Source organism: Capnocytophaga sp. oral taxon 864 (genome assembly GCF_002998835.1).
Taxonomy (GTDB): domain Bacteria; phylum Bacteroidota; class Bacteroidia; order Flavobacteriales; family Flavobacteriaceae; genus Capnocytophaga; species Capnocytophaga ochracea.
Genome location: NZ_CP027232.1, coordinates 383,964 through 407,666 on the forward strand (window position 1 = coordinate 383,964; position 23,703 = coordinate 407,666).

Sequence of the window (23,703 nt, forward strand, 5' to 3'; positions counted from 1 at the left end):
ACAATATAAAAATGAGGATTAATTTTTCAATCGCTCTATTTTACTCTCGATATGGTAATACCGTCCCGTATGGGGAGTAGCACTGTCTCTATACGAGGGTCTTCTTTTAGTTTTTGGTTGTAAGCCATTAAGGCTTGGGTATGTTTATCCGAAGGCTTTACTTCTTGCACTACTTTACCACTCCACAACACATTGTCAGAGAGGATAACACCTCCTGAGTTCATTTTCTCTATCACCAAATCAAAATAATGAGCGTAATTCTGTTTGTCAGCATCTATGAAAACAAGGTCGAAAGTAGTGCTGAGAGTAGGGATAATATCGGTTGCCTTGCCTAAGTGTTGCACAATTTGCGCCCCATAGCCACTCCGGTCAAAAAACTCTCTTTGCAGGTCAGTGAGTTCCTCTTTGATGTCGATAGTATGTAAAACACCATCAACTGCCAACCCTTCTGCCAAACAGAGGGTTGCGTAGCCCGTGTAAGTGCCTATTTCTAAAATAGTTTTAGGCTGTATCAATTTAGAGAGCAAACTGAGGAAACGCCCTTGTAAATGACCGCTAATCATTCTCGGTTGCAGTACAGTAAGGTGAGTGCGCCTACTGAGTTCTTGCAGTAAAGGAGGTTCGTTGTCAGTATGTTCGCAAGCGTAATTTTCTAAATCTTCTGATAAAAAGTGCATTGGTAAAATATTTTTTTGGCAAAGATAGCAATAATATTCAAAAAAGCTGTACCTTTGCCACAAAAGCCAAAGGTAGAGAAGATTGATAGAAATGTAGAAGAAGCGAGGTAAAGTACTTTTTATTTCCAATATAACAATAACTTTACTATATCTTTTCTTCGTTCATTGTTCATTTGCCCGTGTGGCTCGCACCGTGATTTGTTCGTTCATTGTTCATTTGCCCGTGCGGCTCGCACCGTCATTTGTTCGTCATTTGTTCGTTCATTGTTCGTTCATTGTTCGTTCATTGTTCGTTCATTGTTCGTTCATTGTTCGTTCATTGTTCGTCTTTTGTTCGTCTTTTGTTCGTCATTTGTTCGTTTATCGTTCGTCATTTGTTCGTCATTTGTTCGTTTATCGTTCGTCTTTTCATTATCTGCCTGTCGTGCTACGACTGCCCGTGTGGCTCACACCTGCCCGTGTGGCTCGCACCGTTTATCACATAAGATTTCGTATAAACCTTCCTAACTCACCATTAATCATTAACCATTAATCATTAATCATTAGTTTAGAAAAGAGTTACTATGAAAGCACTTGTAATTGTAGATGTTCAAAACGATTTTATGCCTACCGGTACATTACCTGTACCCCAAGGCGACCAAATAATTCCCTTTATCAATGCCGAAATGACACAAGGGTATGACCTTATTGTTGCAACACAAGATTGGCACCCTGCTACTCATAAAAGTTTTGCAAGTCAGCACGCAGGTAAAAAGCCTTTTGAAGTAATACAGCTCGGAGGTATCGACCAAATACTGTGGCCAGACCACTGTGTGCAAGGTACTTTCGGAGCTGAACTGCATAAAGATTTAGATATTCGTCCCATTACAGCCATCTTTCGCAAAGGAATGAACCCCGAAGTGGATAGCTACAGTGCTTTTTTTGATAATAATAAACAGAACAACACAGGATTACACGGCTTTTTGCAAGACAAAGGCATTACAGAACTCGTATTTTGTGGCTTAGCAGGTGATTTTTGTGTAGCTTATAGTGCCAATGATGCCAAAGTCTTAGGCTATAAGGTAAGTTTGTTCGACAAAGGTATAAGGTCAATCAAATAGCCAATTTGTAATTGCCCTGTATGGCTCGCACCAAACTTTGGCTAAGTTGATTGGTAAGATAATCAATTGCTTTTTGCTATGCGTAGGGCAAATGGAAATTTGTCCTATATAAAAAAATATAATAGATGACAAAGATGTTTTCTTATAAAAAACAAGACGGAACAATCGTATCAATACCACAGGATATTTTGTATGATGTTTCGATATTAGATAAACCAAGAATATGGGTAGACTTTAATACTCCTTTTGATGATATGTACTTTCTCTCACGACTGGATATTATAAAAGATTCAGAAGGAAATGAAATAGAGTTAAAAGAAAATATGGAAGTATCTGTCTTTGATTATGATTTAGATGAAAATGATAATCCAGACCATTTACTGGCTGACGGAATTGCTATTTTAAATCATACGGGAATATCTACTCACGTAAAATGGCTTATAAAGGTACTTCCTAATAAGAAATATGGAAGATTCTATTGGGTGTCTGACACAAAAAAGTAAACACTGAATATATGATAAAAATGAAATACATTACCCACATAGTACTATTCTTGCTTCTCACGGGTTGTGATACACCTTTCTTCTCTCCAAGAGAAAACTACCAAACACCCTTTGAGCAAACTGATGGTACCAAGAGCTCATCGTATGAGGAAGTAATAGAGTACTACAAAGATTTATCGAAAGAGTTTGCATCTATTTCCTTTAAAACAATGGGGCAAACCGATAATGGTCAGCCATTGCACCTGGTAATCTACAGTCCCGATGCCGAGTTTAATCTCTCCAAGTATCACAAAGATAGAACCATTGTTTTTATCAATAGTGCTATTCACGGCAACGAACCTGATGGAGTGGACGCTACTATGTTGCTCTTTCGTAATTTGGCACAGAATGAAATCAAGTTTTCCAAAAATGTGATAGTAGTAACTATCCCAGTGTACAATATAGGCGGAATGCTCACAGGTAAGAAAAACAGTGAAGCAAACTACAATTTAAACTGCGATTTTGTAAAAGCTGATGTAGAAAATACCTTATCGTTTGCTAAAATCTTACAAGAAGTACAGCCAGATATCTTTATTGATAACCACGTAACTGATGTAGCTAATGCTCCTTATGTGTTAAGCTATTCTACCTCACAAATTGAGAAGTTAGGTGTTTTTACAGGAGGTTATGTACGTGATGCTTTATTGCCACGTCTCTCTCAGCAGTTAGAAAAAAGGCAACTCCCTTTTCAAAGCGATAGTTTGAGAACCCCTTTTAAGCAATTAACCTTATCCTCACACCCCGATATTCCTCGATATGCCACTGGTTATGTCAGCTTGTGGAACTGTATGAGTATCCGCATTAATACTAATGGGCAGAAACCCTACAAACAACGCGTAGAAGCTAACTATGAGATGATGAAAACCCTTGTAGAAATAGCCGATGCTGACAATCAGTATATCAAGCAAGTAAAAATCAAACAAACAGAGGCTGATAATACACAAAAAGAATATTCGTTGGAATGGGAAATAGATTCTACTCAATATACAAAAGTAGATGAAAAACCTCTTTACAATCATTTTAAACCCGTGCAGAGTGTTAGTATTCCTCAAAGTTATATCGTTCCTAAAGTATGGCAAAGAGTAATTGACCGCCTAAAAGCTAACGGTGTAGCAATAACAGAAATAGAGAAAGATACGCTGATGAATGTAACATCTTATCGCATTGAGAGTTTTAAAACTTATACCTATCCGTTTGAGGGGCATTATTTGCATCACCAAACACAAGTGAGTCCTCAGAAAGAAAAAGTACAACTTTACAAAGGCGATTATCTTATTGAGGTAGCGCAACCCGCTAAACACTATCTGTTAGAAACCTTAGAACCTCAAGCACCTGATTCTTTCTTTAATTGGAACTTTTTTGATAGTGTTTTAGGGAAAGAAGAAGGTAAAAATGCACCTATTTACCCTATTTACCGAAAAGAATGATTTAAAAGTAACATTATTTATGAAACCATTATTATTTATTTTATGTGTCTTGCCTGCTTTTTCCATAGCGCAAGACCTAACCGTAATGACTTATAACATTCGTTGCGAAGTTCCTCAAGACGGTGTAAACGCTTGGACTGATGGCAATAGGAAAGAAAAGGTATTTACAGTGCTTACAGAGGCAAACCCCGATATCTTTGGAGTACAAGAAGCCTTACCACACCAACTTAAATTTTTGGAAGAGCGTTTTCCTACTTATCAGCGTGAAGGTGTAGGGCGGGACGACGGCAAAGAAGCGGGTGAACATTCAGCTATTTTCTTCAAAAAAGGACGTTTTACCTTGCTCGACAAGGGGAACTTTTGGCTCTCTCAAACTCCTGAGGTACCTTCCTTAGGCTGGGACGCTACTTGCTGTAACCGCATTTGCTCTTGGGTAAAACTCAAAGATAAAAAGACGACCTTTTGGGTGTTCAATCTCCATTTCGACCACGAAGGCAAAGTAGCCCAGGTACAAAGTGCCGACTTGGTATTGCAAAAAATCAAGGAGATTGCTAAAGGCGGGAAAGTCATCTTAATGGGTGATTTCAATCTTCCTACTGAGCACCCTGCCGTACAAAAAATAGCATCTCAGTTGTACGATACCCAGTTATCACCCACTAATAAAACACCTAATATGGGTACTTTCAATGCTTTTAAAACCGATGAACCTTTAAAAGGACATATAGATTTTATCTTTGTTCAGAAGTCTATAAAAGTAAAACAATATAAAATTATAGAAACCCGCATCGATGGTCTCTATCCTTCCGACCACTTACCTGTATGGGTAGAATTACAACTGAAATAAACTTTTTAAAACAGTATGAAACAGTATTTATCTGACCGTATCAATTCTATGGAAGTATCGGCTACCTTAGGAATGGCAGCCAAAACGCGTGAACTAAAAGCCGAAGGCAAAGACATCATTGGTCTTAGCTTAGGCGAACCCGATTTCGATATCCCTGATTTTATAAAAGAAGCAGCTATCGAGGCAGTACAACAGAACTACAGTAAATATACTCCTATCGATGGTTATTTGGAATTGAGAGAGGCGATTTGTGAAAAGTTCAGACGCGACAATAACCTTCATTACAAGCCTTCACAAATAGTAGTATCTACGGGAGCTAAACAATGTTTGGCAAATGTAGCCTTGGCGATGCTCAATCCTGGTGACGAGGTGATATTTCCTGCTCCTTATTGGGTGAGTTATAAGGAAATAGCTAAAATGGCAGGAGGCGTTCCCATAGAGGTTCACACAACCATTGAGAACGATTTCAAAATAACTCCTGCTCAGTTAGAGGTGGCTATTACTCCTAAAACTAAAATGGTATGGTTCAATACCCCTTGTAACCCCAGTGGTTCTATATACAGCAAAGAAGAATTAGAAGCTCTTGCCGTAGTGCTTAGAAAACACCCTAACATCTTTATTCTCTCTGATGAGATTTATGAGTATATCAACTTCACCAATGAGAGAGTAACTAGTGTAGCCGAAATCGACGGACTTTATGAACGTACCATCACCGTAAATGGAATGTCCAAAGCCTTTGCAATGACCGGCTGGCGTATAGGCTATATGGGAGCTCCTGAATGGATTGCTAAAGCCTGTACCAAAGTACAAGGACAAATAACCAGCGGTGCTAATGCCATAGCTCAACGCGCTTCTATCGTTGCTCTGAAAGCACCTAAAAGCAAAATACAATATATGGTAGACGAGTTTAAAAAGCGTAGAGATTTAGTATTACAACTCCTAAGTGAGATTGAAGGGTTCAAACTCAACGTCCCCGAAGGTGCCTTTTATCTGTTCCCCGATGTATCGTCTTTCTTTGGCAAAACCCTAAGAGGTCGCAATATCCATAACGCAACCGACTTCTCTTTATATCTGTTAGAAGAAGCAATGGTAGCTACTGTTACAGGTGAAGCCTTTGGTGATGCTAATTGTATTCGATTTTCGTATGCCGCTTCTGAGAAAGACCTACGAGAAGCTATAAGACGTATAAAAGAGAGTTTGCAATAATTAAAAACACTTTTTCAGTTTTGGTTTGCACATTCAATTAAAAATAGTACTTTTGCGCCTAAAAAATAAACGACTAAAGAATCATTGTAAAATTAAAGTAGTGTTATGGCAATAGCAGATAGCAAAACTATTAAATACTTAAAGTCTTTTTACATAAAGGATTATCTTATTATCATCTTAGGGCTTATATCATATGCGATAGGAATTACAGGCTTTATAATGCCTAATGGGATAGTAACAGGAGGTTTGGCAGGTATCTGTCTTATCTTGAATTATAAGTTAGGAGCCGACCTGGCTATTACCTATTGGATTATCAACTTTATACTCTTGGTGATAGGCTTTAAAGCAATGAGTAAGCAATTCACCTACCGAACACTTATCTCTATAACTATTCTATCGGGATTGATTTGGGCTGGGAAAGAGTATTTAATGCCTTACTTTATAGAACACCCTCCTTTGAGAGATGACTTCTTAAATGTAATTATGGGAGGATTGCTATGCGGTACAGGTTTAGGATTGGTTTATTCAGCTAACGGAAGTACAGGAGGCACTGATATAATAGGCTTTGTTATTACCAAGTATTACAGCATCAGTATAGCGCGTATTCTTTTGGTGGTAGACGTGTGTATCGTGCTATCGTCTTTCTTCATTTTGGAACGTCAAGACAATTCACTCGAAAAGACTATTTATGGACTTATCCTCTTACCTCTGATGTGGCAGATGGTAGAAATTGTTATCAATGGAGCAAGACAGTCGGTGCAGTTGTTTATCTTCTCTAAACACTATGATGAGATAGCGAACCACATCAATAGTGAACTCAAACGCGGTTGTACTATTATCGATGGGATAGGTTGGTATTCTAAATCCTCACAAAAAATAGTGATTGTAATAGCTCGCCGCACAGAGGCTACTTCTATCTTCCGTTTGGTGCGAACAATAGATCCTGCTGCCTTTGTAACGAAGACTAACGTAATGGGGGTTTATGGTAATGGTTTTGATAAATTAAAGTAAAATATTTTTCAGGTTTTAGAAAAAGTACTATATTTGCACGTTCAAAACAAAAAAGAATGATTCAGAGAATACAAACTATTTATATGCTGTTGGTAGTGATTGTAGCTACCGTAGCCGTCCCGATGCTTTTCAGTATAGATTGGCTTAGGAGTATCTTATTAGGGATAACAGCAATATTGGCTTTATACACCATATTTAAATATAAGAAAAGAAGTGTTCAGCAGTGGCTTAACTGGCTGAACGTCCTTATAAATTTTACTTTACTAGGAATATTTGTATATCGAATGCTAAACTCATCTGGAGAAGGCTTGCTTTCGGAGAAAGGTGTTGGGGTTTTCGTACCCGTGCTTTCTATCGTTTTTTTGTTTTTAGCCAACAAGGCTATCAGACGGGACGAGAAGCTCGTAAAATCAGCAGACCGATTGCGATAGACCTATAATCTTAGTAGTGTTGTGCGTTAAAAAAATCCTAAGTGTTTAAACTTAGGATTTTTTTATTATCTTTGTGCCCTATTTATTAAATAAATCAGATAATGAAAAGAACATATGCAGGTATTCCAACAGAAAATGCAACGCTGGAAAACTCAAAAGTAATGCTGGTAACAGTACCTTATGATGGTACGTCTACTTGGGGTAAAGGAGCCGATAAAGGACCTGAATTGTTTTTAGATGCCTCAGAAAATATGGAACTATACGATATTGAAACAGATACCGAGCCTTATCTCAACGGAGTGTTTTTAGCAGGTGAAGTAAGCGAAAACAGTTCGCCAGAGGCAATGACGCAAGCGGTTTATGAAAAGACCCAAGAACTATTGAAGCACGAAGATAAGTTATTTACTCTTTTTGGTGGAGAACACTCAGTGTCTATTGGTTCTATACGTGCCGTAGGTGAAAAGTATGAAAAACTCACAGTTTTGCAACTTGATGCCCATACTGATTTGCGCCCTGAATATCACGGTTCGACCTCTAATCACGCTTGTGCCGTATTTGAAGCCAACCAAAAACACAAATTAGTACAAGTAGGTATTCGCTCGATGGATGTAGAAGAGAAGCAGTATTTACCAAAAGGACGTGTATTTTTCGCTCACGAAATAGCTAAAAACAAGGAGTGGGTTGAAGATGTACTTGACAAGGTATCGGGGAATGTATATATCACGATAGATTTAGACGCTTTCGATCCTGCTATTGCACCTTCAACAGGCACTCCTGAACCAGGAGGATTGCAATGGTACCCTACTCTTAAACTCTTACGTAAAGTGTTTAAAAAATGTAATGTGGTAGCGTTTGACATTGTAGAACTAATGGATAGTCCGCAGGCTAAGCCTACGGCTTTCTTGGCAGCTAAACTTTATTACAAGATGTTAGCTTATTATTTTAAATATAGAAGTAAGAAAAAAGAGAATAAAAGTATAGAAGAGTTTTTTGCGAAGAAGGGATAAATTAATGATTATAAATAACAAAATAGGCTATTTGATTTTTCAAATAGCCTATTTTGTTTATCCTTTTAGTACTTGATGTAAGAATTTATCGAAAATAATCTTAAACCATTCAGTATACCGATGCGGGTGCTTAGCAATATCTTCTTTTATCTTTTCTGGAAGTTCCCAACGCCAATCGGCTACTTCTTCAGGGTTGATAGTAGGGGAGGCGTTATAGTATCCTATGAGAATATGGTCGAGTTCGTGCTCTGTAAGTCCGTTATCAAAAGGGGCTTTGTAGATAAAACTCAATATATCGGTAAGTTCAGTAACAAAACCCATTTCTTCTCGTAAGCGACGCTTGCCTGCTTCAATAGTTGTCTCGCCCTGACGTGGGTGACTGCAACAAGTATTCGTCCACAAGTTAGGCGAATGATATTTGCTCGCAGCTCTTTGTTGTAGCATAATCTCCCCTTTATCGTTGAGTATAAATACCGAGAAAGCCCTATGTAATAACGCTTTTTGGTGTGCTTCAAGCTTCCCCATTAAGCCTATGGGAGTATCGTGTTCGTTCACTAATATTACTTGTTCTTCCATATTTGCAAATAGGGATACTTATTTTACTTCCATTCTATCGCCTTTTTCAATTCCCCATTTATCGGACAATCCTCCATTGATTTCTAATACATACATAGCGGGTTTCTCTGAAGGTAAAGAGGTTTCGTCGTAAGGGCGAGCGTTTTTAGCTATACTTACCACCTTTTTATCTTTATCTAAATAGATGATATCCAAAGGTATTTCAGTATTTCTCATATAGAAAGAACGAGGAGCTTCTTCTGGAAAAATAAACCACATTCCTTGATGTTCGTCCATTGAAGAGCGGTACATTAGCCCTAAGGCACGTTCCTCATCATTTTTAGCAAATTCAACTTCAATAGTTTGGATAAGAGAGTCGTTTTTAAAGATAGAGAGTTCACCGTCCCGAGTAAAATCAATATCCTGAGGAGTGATTTCTATTTCTTGTACTCTATTACTCTCATTAGAGAAGAAACGAGGTAAAATAAGGGCAATAGCTGCTAAGGCTACCAATACTAATGCTACAGTTACAAAGTGTTTTCTAAAAAATTGCATTCTAATTATAAAATTTAAATTTTAACTCTAATTAAGTTCTAAAATGTTCACAAAATTAATATTAATACTTACGTGTTTCGATGCGATTTCTGAATAACAAGTAGAAACCTGCTAAGATAAATGGAATACTGAGCCACTGACCAGTAGAGAGCAAGCCGAGAGAGCTTTCGAAACCTCCTTGACTTTCTTTTACAAATTCCACTGCAAAACGAATACTCCACAAGAGTACTAAAAATAGTCCAAAGATGAAGTAAGGTTGGTCTTTTTTGTCAGTTTTCCAATACACGTACCACAATATCCAAAACAAGCAAAAATAGCCAAAGGCTTCGTACAATTGTGCAGGGTGTTGGTAAGGGATAGAAGCTAAAATATCAGCATAACGGGGGTCGTGAGCAATGAGTTTATAAGCAGTTTGAGGGTCGGTTTGTTCAGTAATAGCCATTGCTCGACGGGGAGAGATAGCTCCGCCTTGTACAAACTTCACCCCTAACGGATAAGTATTACTTACTATTTTGCCGTTGATTTCGGAATTGAAAAAGTTACCAAAGCGCACAAACATACCTCCGATAGTGATAGGAATCACCACACGGTCTAATATCCACGATAGGCTAATATCTTTATACTTACGTACATACAGTATCATTGCGATAATAATACCTACGGCAGCTCCGTGACTTGCTAAACCTGAAAAGCCTGTAAGCTCCCAACCGCCACCGGGTTTCTCTTTAATAGGTAAAAAGATTTCGAGCAAGTGGTCTTTGAAATAATCCCAATTGTAAAATAAGCAATCGCCTAAACGTGCGCCTACTAAGGTAGCTATAGCGGTATAAACGAACAAGGTGTCCAGCTGTTGTACTGTTTTGCCTTCGTTGAGGTATATTTTTTTAGTGAGAAACCACCCCAAGCTAAAAGCTACAATAAACATCAAGCTGTAATAGCGAAGTGAAAAAGTACCTATAAAAGGTAGGTTTAAAGAGGCAAGAATCTCATTAGAATTCCATATAAAATTTAAAGCAATCATTAGTATTTATTTTTGAGATGCAAAAGTACGATTTTTATTTAAAACGACAAGTTATTTATAAAATTAATACCGAGTTAATGCCAATAATACCAATAATACCAAAGTTGATACTGGAAATGCCAATAATACTAATAATGATGATTGAGTGAATAGAATAGGACAGATTGGAGCTTGGGGTAATGAGCTAAAATGTACTGAGATTTTTCTGTTAAAGAATATTAAATACCGCAGATTTTTTAAATTTATACCAAAAGGTCTTATTTTGAACATCAAAAATACAAAATATTGATAAACAATATATTGGTTTAATTTTTATCTTTTACTTTTGAGCCATCTCAACCGAAGGAAGAGCGAAGGTAAGGCGAACCTAAACCGAAGCTAAGGCGAAGATATGCCCTTAGTATGCTGTATATCAACTCATAAAAAACACTCTTCTTTTTATTGAGAAAAAAGTGTTAAAATGGGGTATATTGCGAGGAAAACGCAAAAAAACTTTGTAGTAAAGAACAACCATTAGCAAAGTTACTGAATACAAACCAATGATAAATATTTGCTTTTGAGTTTGAATTGCTATATCTTTGCACTTTAGAATTAACTGTTAATCATTTATCAGTAACCATTAAATAAATGCTTAGAATAGAAAATATTAGTAAACAATACGGCGACTATACGGCATTAGACGATGTGTCGTTACATATCCCTAAGGGGAGTATCTTTGGTCTGCTGGGACCTAATGGGGCGGGAAAAACCTCACTGATACGTATTATCAACCAAATTGTATTGCCCGATGCGGGTAAGGTGTTCTTCGACGGAGAACTGTTACAACCTAAGCATACGGCACAAATAGGCTATTTACCCGAAGAGCGTGGTTTGTACAAAACGATGAAGGTAGGTGAGCAGGCTTTGTATTTAGCACAACTGAAAGGATTGAGCAAGGAAGAAGCTAAGGAGCGACTTAAATTTTGGTTCAACCGCCTTGATATTGGCGATTGGTGGCACAAAAAAGTACAAGAGCTCTCCAAAGGTATGGCACAGAAAATTCAATTTTTGGTAACTGTACTTCACAACCCTAAACTGCTGATATTCGACGAGCCTTTTAGCGGTTTCGACCCCATCAATGCGAATATTATCAAGGACGAAATTCTATACTTACGGGAGCAAGGAGCAACGATTATCTTCTCTACTCACCGAATGGAATCGGTAGAAGAGTTGTGCGACCATATTGCGCTAATCAATAAATCACGTAAGATATTAGATGGTAAACTCATCGACATTAAGAGGGCTTATAAGAACAACTTGTATGAAGTAGGTTTAAAAGTCGCTGAAGAGCAGAAAACAGCCCTCTTAGCTGAACTTAAAAGCCAATTTGAAGTGAGTGAAACAAATTTTAAAACGCTATATGACGAGTTAAAATTACATATCCAGAAGAAAGAGGGACAAACGGCTAACGATTTGTTGCAATACCTCACTACACGTGCCGAAGTAACGCACTTTGTAGAGTCTATCCCCTCAGTAGATGAGATTTTTATATCGACCATTAATAAATTGAAAGAATAGTATAAGATGTCTGAAAGGTTGTCCGCTATAACGGAGTAAGTGAATAAAGAGAGGGAAGATTCTTTATTGAATATAGATTTTTAACCTCCTCCGTTCCCCCTCCAAAGGGAGACAGTCCGTAATCAAACCTCCAAAAGGAAGAGCTGTAGCGACGCAAAAGAGACTTTTAGATAGCATAAATTGACAAATTAAGATGAAATACTTAGGAATTATTACTCGAAGAGAGTACTTAAATAAAATACGTAATAGGTCGTTTGTAATAATGACGTTTGTAAGTCCGTTGATACTTGTTATCTTTGCGCTTGTGATTGGTTTTTTGACCAACGTAAACAATAAGAGCAAGGCTAAGGATATTGTGATTGTAGACGAGAGTGGACTCTATGCCAACACTTTTGAGAATACCGAGACTATTCAGTACGAATATCTCAGCAATGTTTCACTCAAAGATGCCAAAGCCGAAGTGTTGGCAAAAAGCAAATACGGATTGTTGTATATTCCTGATAAAGGCGACCAAAATATTGCTTTTTATAGTGAAGAGTCGCCTTCGTTATCGCTTACCAGTGAGCTTACTAATGCTATGGAGCGGACACTCTTTCAGCATAACCTTACTAAAAAAGGGATTGACAAAAAAGAGATAGATGCTGCTAAAACGCATATAAGCATACAAATGGAGAATTTTACGGGAGAGAAGACCTCGGAGTTAGATAACGTAATGAAAATAACCATTGGAGGCATAGCGGGGTATCTTATTTTTATGTTTATCATCATCTATGGTAATATGATAATGCGCAGTGTGATAGAGGAGAAAACCAATCGCATTGTGGAAATCATTATCTCATCAGTTAAGCCTTTTGAACTAATGTTAGGCAAGATATTGGGTACTTCATTAGCAGGTCTTACCCAGTTTGCGATATGGATAGTTATAGGAGGTGTACTGTTGGCATTAGCACCCTCCTTCTTTGAAGTAAATACCTCTGCACAAGCAGTACAAGGATCGGGTAACGTATCGGAAATCAACAATATAGTGGCTGCCTTATACCATTTTCCTTTTGCGGAAACCTTTGTAGTGTTCCTATTGTTCTTCATAGGAGGTTATTTGTTATACAGTTCGCTTTATGCGATGATTGGCGCAATGGTAGACAACGAAACTGACACACAACAGTTCTTAATGCCTATATTATTACCGCTAATATTAGCCTTTTATGTAGGTATGTTCTCGGTAATTGAAGAGCCTCACGGTACGATTTCGGTGGTATTTTCATACATACCTCTCACTTCGCCCGTAGTAATGTTGATGCGTATACCGTTTGGGGTAGCGTGGTGGGAAGTACTGATTTCTCTCGTTATTTTGTATCTCACTTTCTTTGCGGTCATTAAATTAGCATCTAAGATATACCGCATTGGTATTTTGATGTACGGCAAAAAAGCTAGCTATAGAGAGGTATGGAAATGGCTCAAAATGAAGTAAAATGAAGATAAAAAATCAATATATCAACCGCGAATTGAGTTGGCTAAAATTCAATGCACGCGTACTTCAAGAGGCAGCCGATGAGCGAGTGCCCCTATTGGAGCGTTTGCGTTTTGCGGGTATCTTCTCGAACAATTTAGATGAGTTCTTTAAAGTGCGTTACGCTACTGTAAAACGAGTGGCGATGAACGAAACCTCAGATAAAGAACTGGGGGTACACGCCAAAGAGCTCTTGGAAGAAATTACCAAAGAGGTAATACAACTACAAGAAGAGAGTTTGAAAATTATTGCCACTATTACCAAGGAATTGGAGAAAGAGCAGATATTTATAGTAGATGAAAAAACGTTATTACCTGAGCACGAAGCCTTTGTAAATACCTATTTCTACGACAAAGTACGCCCCGCCCTCTTTACTATTATCCTTAACGATTTAGAGAAATTCCCACAACTGAAAGACGATGTGGCGTATTTGGCAGTGAAAATGACCCTAAAAGAAGAAGACGAAAAAGCCTTAGGAGTACAAAAGTTTTTTTCATCACGTGTTTATAAAGAAAAAATACAGTATGCCCTTATTGAGTTGCCTGCTACCCTTGACCGTTTTATAGAGTTGCCTCAAATAGGGGATAAGCATTATATTATTATGCTTGATGATGTGATACGCTTTTGCTTGCACAAGATATTTAATATTTTCAATTACGAATCGCTTACGGCAAATATGATTAAAATCACCCGTGATGCCGAGTTGGACATAGACGATGATTTGAGCAAGAGCTTTATCGAGAAACTCTCGACCAGTATAGAAGACAGACGCAAAGGCGAGCCGGTGCGCTTTGTGTACGACAAGATGATAGACAAGGACACCTTGCAATTTTTATTAGAGAAAATGGGTATTATGAAAACCGACAGCGTAATCCCAGGAGGGCGCTACCATAACCGCCGTGACTTTATGAACTTCCCCAGCTTAGGGCGTAAGGATTTGACATATGCCTCTATACAGCCACTACCTGTACAAGGACTCACCTCAGAAGAGAGTTTGCTAAAGAAAATTGCCGAAAAAGACTATTTGCAATACACGCCTTACCATACTTTTTCTAACATTATATGGTTTTTGAGGGAAGCTGCCCTTGACCCTAAGGTAAAATCGGTGAAAATAACTATTTATCGTTTGGCAAAGAACTCACAAGTAGTAAATTCACTTATCAATGCAGTGAAAAATGGCAAACAAGTAACCGTACAGATAGAATTACAAGCTCGTTTTGATGAAGAATCGAATATACGATATGCTGAACAGCTAAAAGCAGAAGGTGTAAAAGTCATCTTCGGCGTACGCGGACTGAAAGTACATAGTAAAATATGTGTGATTGAACGTAAAGAAGGTAAAGAACTAAAACGTTATGGATTTATCAGCACTGGTAACTTCAATGAAAGTACTGCTAAAATCTATACTGATTATACGCTGTTTACTGCCAATCAGGAGATACTCAAAGAGGTGAACAAAATCTTTAACTTCTTTGATACCAACTACAATGTGCAAAAATTCAAGCATCTGATAGTGTCTCCACACTATACCAAAAAGCAACTCAAACACTTGATAGACGAAGAAATCAAGAATGCTAAGGCGGGCAAAGAGGCGTATATCAAGCTGAAGATGAATAACATTACTAGCTACAAGATGATAGATAAGCTATACGAAGCCAGCCGTGCAGGAGTAAAAATACAAATGATTGTACGTGGTATTTGCTGTTTAGTGCCTGGCATTGAAGGAATGAGTGAGAATATAGAGGTGATAAGTATAGTTGATAAGTTCTTGGAACATCCACGTTTGTTTATCTTTGCCAACGGAGGCAACCCTAAATTGTACATCTCTTCAGCCGACTGGATGACGCGCAATATTTCATTCAGAGTAGAAGTGGGTTGCCCTATTTACGACAAAGCAATACAGCAAGAGTTGATAGACACCTTCGAAATAAGTTGGGCAGACAATGTGAAGGCACGTATAATTAAAGAGGCACAGGACAATACCTATCGCCCTCATACTACCCCTTCTTTGCGCTCACAGGTAGCCTTATACGAGTATTATCAGCATAAAAAGCGCACCAAATAGATGAAAAGACCTCAAATAAAATTAGCACAATACGTAATAGAAGCCTGTAAAGCCAAACAAGTAAAGCACATTGTTATTTCACCAGGGTCGCGCAATGCCCCTCTGACTATTGGCTTTGCTAACGACCCTTATTTTAACTGTTACAGCATCGTAGATGAGCGTTGTGCTGCTTTTTTTGCCCTGGGCATTGCTCAGCAAATACAGCAACCTGTGGCAGTGGTGTGTACATCGGGCTCTGCCTTGCTGAATTACTATCCCGCTTTTTCAGAGGCTTTTTATAGCAATATACCATTGGTGGTTATCTCAGCCGACCGTCCGTCGAGCAAAATAGATATAGGCGACGGGCAAACCATACGTCAGGTGAATGTACTGGGAAACCACAGTGCCTATAATGCCAATCTATCAGATGAAGCACATAGCGATAAAAGCAATTTTTACGAGCTAAACAGGGCACTGAATACAGCTATAGAGGAGCAATTGCCGGTACACATCAATGTACCTTTTGAAGAACCCTTATACCTTACTACGGAAGAGCACTATCCTTTTAAGAATATAGCTACAAAACCACAGAAACCTATTATTAATAAGGGAAGAGTTACTGATTTCGCGAAACATTGGAACGATTCAGCTAAAAAAATGGTATTAGTAGGAGTGTTGGCTCCTAATAGTGTAGAAGCACAATATGTAGAATGGCTTGCTAAAGACCCCTCGGTATTGGTACTGACAGAAACTACATCTAACTTGCACCACTCCGATTTTATTCCTTATATCGATAAATTGCTCACTTATACTGAAAGAGACCCAGCTCTAAAAGAAGCCTTACGACCTGATTTATTACTTACTTTTGGAGGCTTGGTAGTTTCCAAAAAGATAAAACAGTTCTTACGTAGTTATAAACCTACTTATCACTATAATGTAGATTTGCACAAAGGTTATGATTCGTATTTCTGTTTAACAGCTCATTTTAAAGCGGATATCAATACTTTTTTGAGGGAAGTAACCCCTAATTTGGTTAATGTTTCTTCTACTTATCAACAGCAGTGGTTAGAGGTGAAAAACGAGATACAGCAAATACATTTAGAGTATATCAGCCAAATGCCTTTCTCCGATTTTAAAGTGTACAGTGAGGTATTCAGTAATATTCCTAATGATTATATTATACAGATAAGCAATAGTTCTGCAATTAGGTATGCCCAGCTGATAAAAGCACACCCTTCTTGGAAGGTGTTTTGCAACCGAGGTACTAGCGGTATCGACGGTAGTATGAGCACTGCTATTGGGGCTGCTGTAGGAAGCGCATCGCCCACAGTGTTCATTACAGGTGATTTGAGTTTCTTTTACGACAGCAATGCTCTTTGGAACAAATATATTCCACAAGACTTTAGAGTGATTCTCCTCAATAATCAAGGTGGAGGAATTTTCAGAATACTACCCGGTGATAAAGCTGACCCTAACTTTGAATACTTCTTTGAGACACCTCATAGGCTTACAGCAGAACATTTTTGTAAAATGTATGGCATTAGCTATCAGTTAGCAACTAATCTATCTGATTTACAGAAAGATTTAAGCAATTTCTTCGAAGTATCAGAGAAACCTAAGCTGTTAGAAATCCATACACCAAGAAAAATAAATGATAAAGTTTTGTTAAAATATTTTGAGGTATTGAAAAAATGACTACCTTTACCGCATTAATAATTTTAAATATAAAAAATTATGAGCAAACGTGATGAATTAATTGCTGTGTACACCCAAGATTTGAAAGAAAAATGTGGTGAAAAGAACCCAGATGTAGCGTTCTTAACAAAAGTAACTGTGGGCTTAGGTCCTTCTATCTACAACGCCGATGCTTCCAAAGTATCAGGCTCTGACCAAGCAGAGTTAGACCGTGTAAAACAAAACTTCCTAATCAAAAAATTAGGTTTGAAAGACGGTCCTGAGTTAGACAAAGCTATTGAAGCTGTGTTAGAAAAATACGGTAAATCAAACAGAAATAAACACCGTGCAGTTGTTTATTATTTGTTGGCTAAACACTTCAAAAAAGAAAGCGTTTACAACAAATAAAAGATTTTTTAAAAAGAACAAGAGGCTATCCAATTCAGATAGCCTCTTATTTTTTATGTAGATATTTTTAGAAAGAACATTCATATCTCAAATAAATAGTAATTATTCCACCAAATAACTTACCCGAATAGCACGAAAGTTGCTGATAGCTTGAAAACTGTTTTCAATACGCCTGATATGCTCTTTAGTGTGACGTAAAGAGACTTCGGAGGGGTGTACTTTCACCAAAACATCTTTCAGATATTCATTTCTAATACGCGAAATAAGAGGGAATTCAGGACCTAAGACGTCTATCCCTCTTTGAGAAGCAAAAACTTCACGAAGCGTATTAGCAAACCACTCAGCACTTTCATTTACTCGGTTAAAATTACTGTGTTTGAAAGTTATTTTTATCATTTGTACAAAAGGAGGATATAAAAAGGATTGGCGTTCCTCTATCTGACTTTGATACATTCCTCTGAAATCATTTTGTAATACTTGCTGAATTACGGGGTGCTGTGGGGTATAGGTTTGTATCAATACTTTTCCTTGTTGGGCACTTCTTCCTGCACGACCCGATACTTGCAATAATAGTTGGAAACTTCTTTCGTAGGCTCGGTAGTCAGGAGAATGAATGAGAGCATCGGCATTCATTACGCCTACTAGACCTATATTTTCAAAATCTAATCCCTTCGTGATCATTTGGGTACCTACTAATATTTGCGTTTCTTGCTGCTCGAACTTCGATAATATTTTTTCATATCCATATTTACCATTCGTAGTATCCTGATCCATTCTGTCTATAGCTATGTTTGGGAAAAGCACTTCTAATTCTTTACTAATTTGCTCTGTTCCGAAACCTTTTGTTCTTAAATCAACACTTCCGCAAGCTATACAGGCTTTGGGCATAGGAATCGCATAACCGCAATAATGGCATCGCAACTGATTACTACTTTGATGAAAAGTGAGACTTACATCGCAATGCGGACATTGGGGCACCGTGCCACATTGCATACACTGTACAATAGGAGCATAACCTCTTCTGTTTTGAAAGAGAAGCACCTGTCTCCCTTGCGATAAAGTATTCGTAATTTCATTTATCAGAATGTCTGAAAAATGCCCGTTCATACGTTTGCGATGGTGCTTATTCTTAATATCGATAAGCTCGATAATAGGAGGAAGGAAATCTGCGTAGCGTTTTGATAAGTACACAAATCCGTACTTTTCAGTCTTCACGTTGTGCATACTCTCCAACGAAGGCGTTGCCGAACCCAGCAAAGTTTTAGCTTTGAAAATGTTTGCCAACATAATAGCAGTATCCCGTGCTTGCATTCGAGGAGCTGGTTCAAACTGTCGGTAAGAATTATCGTGCTCCTCATCAATGATTACAAGCCCTAATTGCTTGAAAGGCAAGTAAACTGATGAGCGAACACCTACAACCAATTGCGCTTTGGGATTATTATTTAGTACATTATTCCAAACTTCCACCCGTTCGTTCGTACTGTATTTAGAATGATATACTGAGAGGTTCTTGCCAAAGTGATTCTTGAATCGGTTGATAAGATGAACCGTCAAGCCGATTTCAGGAAGAAGATAGAGTACCTGTTTCCCTGCCTTTAAATATTGGTCGATAAGTTCAATGTAAATTTCAGTCTTCCCAGAGGCGGTAACCCCTTGTAAAAGAACTGTATTTTTAGTCTGAAACTGTTCCTGAATTTGATGAAGAGCTTCTTCTTGTACCTCATTGAGTACCTTTTTTTTCAAAACATCACTATCAGCGAAGCTAACGCGGTCTTTCTGTAAGTAATATTCTTCAAAAATACCTTTTTCTATTACTGATTTTAGTACTGTTGTCGATACACTGGCTTCTTCTAATAATTTTTCTGCTTTTAAAGGCAATACTTCTCTGTTGATATAATTAAAATAAGCCATTATCAACTTCTTTTGCTTTTCCGACCGCTTCAAAAGTTCTAAGACTTTTTGCAAGCCTTCTTCGGTTTGATATTCAGAAGATAAACGAATGTATTTGATTAGTTTTGGTACATATTTCTCAAATATTCTTTCGGAAATGCGAGCAGCTCCTTTCTCTACCAAGCTCTTCATCACTTTCAGTGCTTTGTTTTTGGGGATTATCTTGCTCACCTCACTACCTTTGAGGGCTGTTTTGTAATGTAAGGCTTCGTATACCTGCCACTCGTCATCGGTAAAGAGTACTGAACTTAATTCTTTTTCTGCAATTTCGATTATTGTTTCACTTTCTAATAAAAAAGCCGATGGCAAGGCTGATTTTAGTACTTCCCCTAAAGTGCACATATAGAAATCGGCTATCCATTGCCAATGTTCTATTTGCTGGGGAGTAACAATAGGCATTTCATCTAAGATATATTCAATGTCTTTGGTGTCATAAGAAGGCTCAACCGTATGTATATGATGTATTATAGCCGTGTATACTTTCGATTTACCGAATGGAACAGCCACGCGCATTCCCATTTGTAAGAAATGTGCTTCGTTTTCATTAATACGATAGGTAAAAAGTTTAGAAAGCGGAAGCGGCAAGATTACATCTACGAAATACATCAGTCGTGTTTTTTAAGTTTCAGAAGCGAAGCATTCAGTTCAAACCCTAATAACAATATGTTGGCATTTAACCATATATAAAGCAGGAAGATAAGTAATGCCCCGATAGACCCATACAGCTGGTTGTAGCGAGAAAAATTCTCAATATAAATACCGAACAAATAGGTTGTCACGCCGAACAATAACACTGTAAAGAGCGAACCTGCTGAAAAGAACTTACTTTCCCTGCCTTCAACTGTGCCGAAGTAAAACAGTAGTCCTGTACCGAAGTAGGTAATCAGTGCGACGAAAACTATTTTCGATATTTTAAGTAGCGTTTCGTAATCGGTAATAAAATTGATTTTATCGAGGTAAGGCACTAAGTATACTTCGTAATAAATGAATACAATCACAGCAAATAGAACAAGAAGCGCCAAAATAATTGCTACCATTAGGGCGTAAAGATATTGCTTGATATAGGTGCGTGTGATTTGCCGATGATACGAATACTCAAAACCTCCAAAAATTGCCATAATACCATTGGTCATTAAGAAAATAGAGAGAAAAAACACCGAAGACAACAAGCCACCACGTTTTTTATCGGCGATATCGAAAAAAATATCCGAAAAGAAATCGTGCGTACCTGGGGGAAGCATATCTTCAATAAAAGCCCAAAAGTCTCCCTGGAAATTTTCGATAGGAATATAAGGGATTAAGTTTAAAATGAACAACAAAAAAGGAAAAATTGCCAAGAAAAAACTATACGAGATAGCGCTCGCCCGATAGGTAAGTGCGCCTCTAATAATCCCTGCGATATACAGTTCGAGCAAATCATATAATGAAAAAGCATTCTTAGCTAAAGGAATACTTTTCAAAAAGTTTACGAATTGCTTGATAATAGGAAGGTTATGTATTCTCTCTTTTAATGTCATCAGTAGTTAGTTTTTTTGGGAAAGCATATTGCTTTTAGTTGATTTTCTTTCTTTTAGTCGCTCTTTTATCGCTCCGATAAACCAATAAGGAATAACCATACATAAAAGGCAGAATAGCCAAAAACCAATTAGGAAAATGACTACAAAAAGGAGAAAACCCAAATATTGCTCAATACTGAATGATAGATAATAAACGCTCATAACTTTTTTATATATTAAACAAAGTTACTATTTCAATATTATACTAAAAAAATGTTCTAAAAATTCTTGAAAGTTATTGGCATATAGATTATCTTCACTTGTCATATAATCCCGAACGTAGATAGGATATTCATTAGCTTGACCAGCTTCTTCAATTTTAAAGAAATAAGTTTCTTCGTCCATCTCTAAGAAAGCCAATTCATCTTTTTGAAATAGATTATTTTGTAAATTTATTTGATAAGTATAATAAATATCACTATCGGCACCCTCTTGATATTCAGGCGGAGCAATAGTTTTAAATTCAATTCCAAAAACAGTGACAAATTCATAGTTTAATAACATCTCTTTATAACTATCGGGTAAAGGAAAGCCTAATTTCTTTTCCGTTTGCTCAATCCAAGTTATATTTATATAGTCTTTAGTTCCTACAGCTATTCTGTCTTTATACTTTTCAATGATGGATTGTATCATTTTCTACAATATTATCACCTTATTATATTTTATCTTTTAATACTATCTAATTACCAGTTTATGGCTTCCTTCCCTACGGATGTAAGATAGGCATTAGCTTTGCTGAAATGTTTGTTGCCAAACCAATAGCCTTTGTTTGCACTCAAAGGAGAGGGGTGCCCTGAGGTAAGAATACAATGTTTTGCCGGGTCGATAAGGCTTGTTTTCTTTTTGGCATAACCACCCCACAACATAAACACTATATTGTTACAATGTGCTGAAACTGCTTTAATAACAGCGTCAGTAAAAGTTTCCCACCCTTTATTTTGGTGGCTACCAGCTTCGTTGGCTCTTACGGTGAGAGTGGCGTTCAGCAGCAAAACTCCTTGCGATGCCCAGCGCTCCAAATTGCCACTGATAGGGTAGGAGGTACCTAAATCTTGCCCTATTTCCCTAAAAATATTGATAAGTGAAGGTGGGTGGGCAATGCCATCGTGTACTGAAAAACACAAACCGTTTGCCTGCCCTTCGCCGTGATAGGGGTCTTGCCCGATGATAACTACTTTCACCCTGTCCAGCGGACAATGGTCGAAAGCCGAAAATATTTGCTTTCCTTTGGGATAACAGATATTTTCGGCATATTCTTTCTTTACAAAATCGGTGAGCTGACTGAAATACGGCTTATTAAATTCTTCTTGTAATACCGACTTCCAGCTGGGATGTATGTTCACTTCCATAGTTTATGGGATAACATTTGTATTTTCTTTGTTTTTAGCAGAAGGGGCATTCGGCTTTCTACGCGCTATCACATCGGCGTAATACTTCCTGCTGTTATTGATGACCTCCAACGTCTTTTTGTAGAATTCATCTTGTTTCACTCCCGATAGAGTTACAATGTAATTTACCATATTGCGGTAATCATCTGAGAGCTCTTTGCGTAGCGGACGTATATGATAGGCTTCTTTTTGCAAGGTTTGGAACGACCTATGCGAAAAAAGTTCATCAAACGCTTTATTAGATTTTTCCAACTCACTTACAAACTCCTTAATTTGCAAGGTTTTCACTGCATTTACATAAGGTTCAGCTTTGAGCTGAGTAATGAGAGTTGTAAGGTTGCTGGTTTCTTCCTCATACGTTTCTTTTGAAACATCTTTATAAGGGTCTATAAGCCTTTTTAACGTTTCAAAAGCCTTTTTCTTATCGTCCGTCTTCGCATATTTATAGGGGCGAATACTCAAACGCAAGGCACGCATATCGGTATCTCTTGCGTGGTCAAGCTCGGCGAGTTTTTTGGTCTCTTCACTAGAACGGATTCTTTCCAACCCCTTTTCATAAGAAGGAATTTTACCTTTTAACTTTTCGAAGAGCTCTTTAAAATCGGCATCTGTTTCCAATTTTAAATCAGTCTTGCCGAAATCTTCAAAAAATCGCACTAAAAATTGTTTAAACTCGGCATTATGCAAGCGAGCAAGGTCTAAATTGATTAACTTCTCCTTTTTCATAAGTAGAAAATATTTTTTGAGGTTGTTAAATAATATAATATTATAAATTAGGAATTATCCTAATAACGATAATTCCTTGTTTTTATGCGACAAAATTACGAATTCCTTTTTTTATATCCAAAATTATTTTCAAAGTTTTTTATTGATATATAAAAAATCAATATTAGCTTATGGTGTTTGTATTATATTTGATTCAACTTTGCCAAAGTTTCAAACTTTGGCAAAGTTAATACTGCAAAAACTACTGAAATAGCTAATTTTTATGTTAAACTAATGTATTCAATTTGTAAAATCTTCCCTGTTTTAACCTCCTAAGAATAGAAAAACATAAAAAAATACACTTTTTTGTAACTTTACAAAGTTAAACTATTCAAAAAGTGGCTCACTATTGATTTTATAAAGTTCGGCAACACAAAAAGTGACTTTCTATCCACTTTAAAAAGATAAAGAACTTAAAAAGTGATTGTTCAAAAAACAATCACTTTTTTGAAATATTAATAAGGTGCCTTTTCGGTAA

22 protein-coding genes are annotated in these 23,703 nt (G+C 37.4%); 13 read left to right on the top strand and 9 right to left on the bottom strand.

Annotation, left to right across the window (positions count from 1 at the left end; translation table 11 throughout):
* Positions 1-35: 35 nt before the first annotated feature.
* Entirely contained in the window at positions 36-677 is a 642-nt protein-coding gene (locus tag C3V44_RS01760) for an O-methyltransferase (protein WP_034556260.1), read from the bottom strand.
* Positions 678-1,240: 563 nt separating this feature from the next.
* On the opposite strand from C3V44_RS01760, the gene pncA reads away from it, so the two are divergent.
* The 8 genes from pncA to speB all read left to right on the top strand — a co-directional run bounded on the left by pncA (position 1,241) and on the right by speB (position 8,245).
* Entirely contained in the window at positions 1,241-1,777 is a 537-nt protein-coding gene (pncA, locus tag C3V44_RS01770; RefSeq protein ID WP_106095315.1) for a bifunctional nicotinamidase/pyrazinamidase, read from the top strand.
* A gap of 125 nt (positions 1,778-1,902) precedes the next feature.
* A complete protein-coding gene (locus tag C3V44_RS01775) occupies positions 1,903-2,280 on the top strand; it encodes a hypothetical protein (RefSeq protein ID WP_002672337.1) in 378 nt (125 codons plus the stop codon).
* 11 nt (positions 2,281-2,291) lie between these two features.
* Complete coding sequence (locus C3V44_RS01780; RefSeq protein WP_106095316.1) at positions 2,292-3,746, top strand: M14 family zinc carboxypeptidase; 1,455 nt, start codon at positions 2,292-2,294, stop codon at positions 3,744-3,746.
* A 19-nt stretch (positions 3,747-3,765) separates the two neighbouring features.
* Positions 3,766-4,590 carry an endonuclease/exonuclease/phosphatase family protein gene (locus tag C3V44_RS01785; RefSeq protein ID WP_106096608.1) on the top strand — a complete coding sequence of 275 codons (825 nt, stop codon included), beginning with the start codon at positions 3,766-3,768 and terminating at the stop codon, positions 4,588-4,590.
* A gap of 15 nt (positions 4,591-4,605) precedes the next feature.
* Positions 4,606-5,796, top strand: coding sequence for a pyridoxal phosphate-dependent aminotransferase (locus tag C3V44_RS01790; protein WP_106095317.1), 1,191 nt, complete (start codon positions 4,606-4,608; stop codon positions 5,794-5,796).
* A 105-nt stretch (positions 5,797-5,901) separates the two neighbouring features.
* Complete coding sequence (locus C3V44_RS01795; protein ID WP_009411114.1) at positions 5,902-6,807, top strand: YitT family protein; 906 nt, start codon at positions 5,902-5,904, stop codon at positions 6,805-6,807.
* 56 nt (positions 6,808-6,863) lie between these two features.
* Positions 6,864-7,238 (top strand): DUF4293 domain-containing protein, encoded by a 375-nt coding sequence (locus C3V44_RS01800; RefSeq protein ID WP_002672326.1) that lies wholly within the window; start codon positions 6,864-6,866, stop codon positions 7,236-7,238.
* Positions 7,239-7,339: 101 nt separating this feature from the next.
* Positions 7,340-8,245: an agmatinase gene (speB, locus tag C3V44_RS01805; protein WP_106095318.1), complete on the top strand. Its 906-nt coding sequence runs from the start codon at positions 7,340-7,342 to the stop codon at positions 8,243-8,245.
* 57 nt (positions 8,246-8,302) lie between these two features.
* On the opposite strand, the gene idi is transcribed toward speB, so the two are convergent.
* The 3 genes from idi to lgt all read right to left on the bottom strand — a co-directional run bounded on the left by idi (position 8,303) and on the right by lgt (position 10,376).
* Positions 8,303-8,821: an isopentenyl-diphosphate Delta-isomerase gene (gene idi, locus C3V44_RS01810; RefSeq protein WP_009751480.1), complete on the bottom strand. Its 519-nt coding sequence runs from the start codon at positions 8,819-8,821 to the stop codon at positions 8,303-8,305.
* Between the two features lie 18 nt (positions 8,822-8,839).
* Entirely contained in the window at positions 8,840-9,355 is a 516-nt protein-coding gene (locus C3V44_RS01815) for a DUF192 domain-containing protein (RefSeq protein ID WP_016479480.1), read from the bottom strand.
* Between the two features lie 61 nt (positions 9,356-9,416).
* On the bottom strand, positions 9,417-10,376 hold the full coding sequence (lgt, locus tag C3V44_RS01820) for a prolipoprotein diacylglyceryl transferase (protein WP_106095319.1): 960 nt from the start codon (positions 10,374-10,376) through the stop codon (positions 9,417-9,419).
* A gap of 627 nt (positions 10,377-11,003) precedes the next feature.
* Here lgt and C3V44_RS01825 point away from each other — a divergent pair.
* The 5 genes from C3V44_RS01825 to C3V44_RS01845 all read left to right on the top strand — a co-directional run bounded on the left by C3V44_RS01825 (position 11,004) and on the right by C3V44_RS01845 (position 17,566).
* Positions 11,004-11,933, top strand: coding sequence for an ABC transporter ATP-binding protein (locus C3V44_RS01825; protein ID WP_002672307.1), 930 nt, complete (start codon positions 11,004-11,006; stop codon positions 11,931-11,933).
* A 193-nt stretch (positions 11,934-12,126) separates the two neighbouring features.
* The gene (locus tag C3V44_RS01830; RefSeq protein WP_106095320.1) at positions 12,127-13,401 is read left to right on the top strand and encodes an ABC transporter permease; all 1,275 of its coding nucleotides are present in this window, start codon (positions 12,127-12,129) and stop codon (positions 13,399-13,401) included.
* 1 nt (position 13,402) lies between these two features.
* Entirely contained in the window at positions 13,403-15,505 is a 2,103-nt protein-coding gene (ppk1, locus tag C3V44_RS01835; RefSeq protein WP_106095321.1) for a polyphosphate kinase 1, read from the top strand.
* The gene (menD, locus tag C3V44_RS01840; RefSeq protein ID WP_106095322.1) at positions 15,506-17,179 is read left to right on the top strand and encodes a 2-succinyl-5-enolpyruvyl-6-hydroxy-3-cyclohexene-1-carboxylic-acid synthase; all 1,674 of its coding nucleotides are present in this window, start codon (positions 15,506-15,508) and stop codon (positions 17,177-17,179) included.
* Positions 17,180-17,218: 39 nt separating this feature from the next.
* Positions 17,219-17,566, top strand: a complete 348-nt coding sequence (locus C3V44_RS01845) for a DUF2853 family protein (RefSeq protein ID WP_009419954.1) — start codon at positions 17,219-17,221, stop codon at positions 17,564-17,566.
* Between the two features lie 102 nt (positions 17,567-17,668).
* Here C3V44_RS01845 and priA read toward each other — a convergent pair whose 3' ends face one another.
* The 5 genes from priA to C3V44_RS01875 all read right to left on the bottom strand — a co-directional run bounded on the left by priA (position 17,669) and on the right by C3V44_RS01875 (position 23,186).
* On the bottom strand, positions 17,669-20,122 hold the full coding sequence (gene priA / locus C3V44_RS01850) for a primosomal protein N' (RefSeq protein ID WP_106095323.1): 2,454 nt from the start codon (positions 20,120-20,122) through the stop codon (positions 17,669-17,671).
* On the bottom strand, positions 20,122-21,033 hold the full coding sequence (locus C3V44_RS01855) for a YihY/virulence factor BrkB family protein (protein WP_106095324.1): 912 nt from the start codon (positions 21,031-21,033) through the stop codon (positions 20,122-20,124). Before C3V44_RS01855 ends, priA begins: the two co-directional genes overlap by 1 nt.
* 228 nt (positions 21,034-21,261) lie before the next feature.
* Positions 21,262-21,705, bottom strand: a complete 444-nt coding sequence (locus tag C3V44_RS01865; RefSeq protein WP_106095326.1) for an SMI1/KNR4 family protein — start codon at positions 21,703-21,705, stop codon at positions 21,262-21,264.
* 50 nt (positions 21,706-21,755) lie between these two features.
* Positions 21,756-22,421, bottom strand: coding sequence for a uracil-DNA glycosylase (gene ung, locus C3V44_RS01870; protein WP_009417200.1), 666 nt, complete (start codon positions 22,419-22,421; stop codon positions 21,756-21,758).
* Between the two features lie 3 nt (positions 22,422-22,424).
* Complete coding sequence (locus tag C3V44_RS01875) at positions 22,425-23,186, bottom strand: DUF6261 family protein (RefSeq protein WP_106095327.1); 762 nt, start codon at positions 23,184-23,186, stop codon at positions 22,425-22,427.
* Between the last annotated feature and the right edge of the window lie 517 nt (positions 23,187-23,703).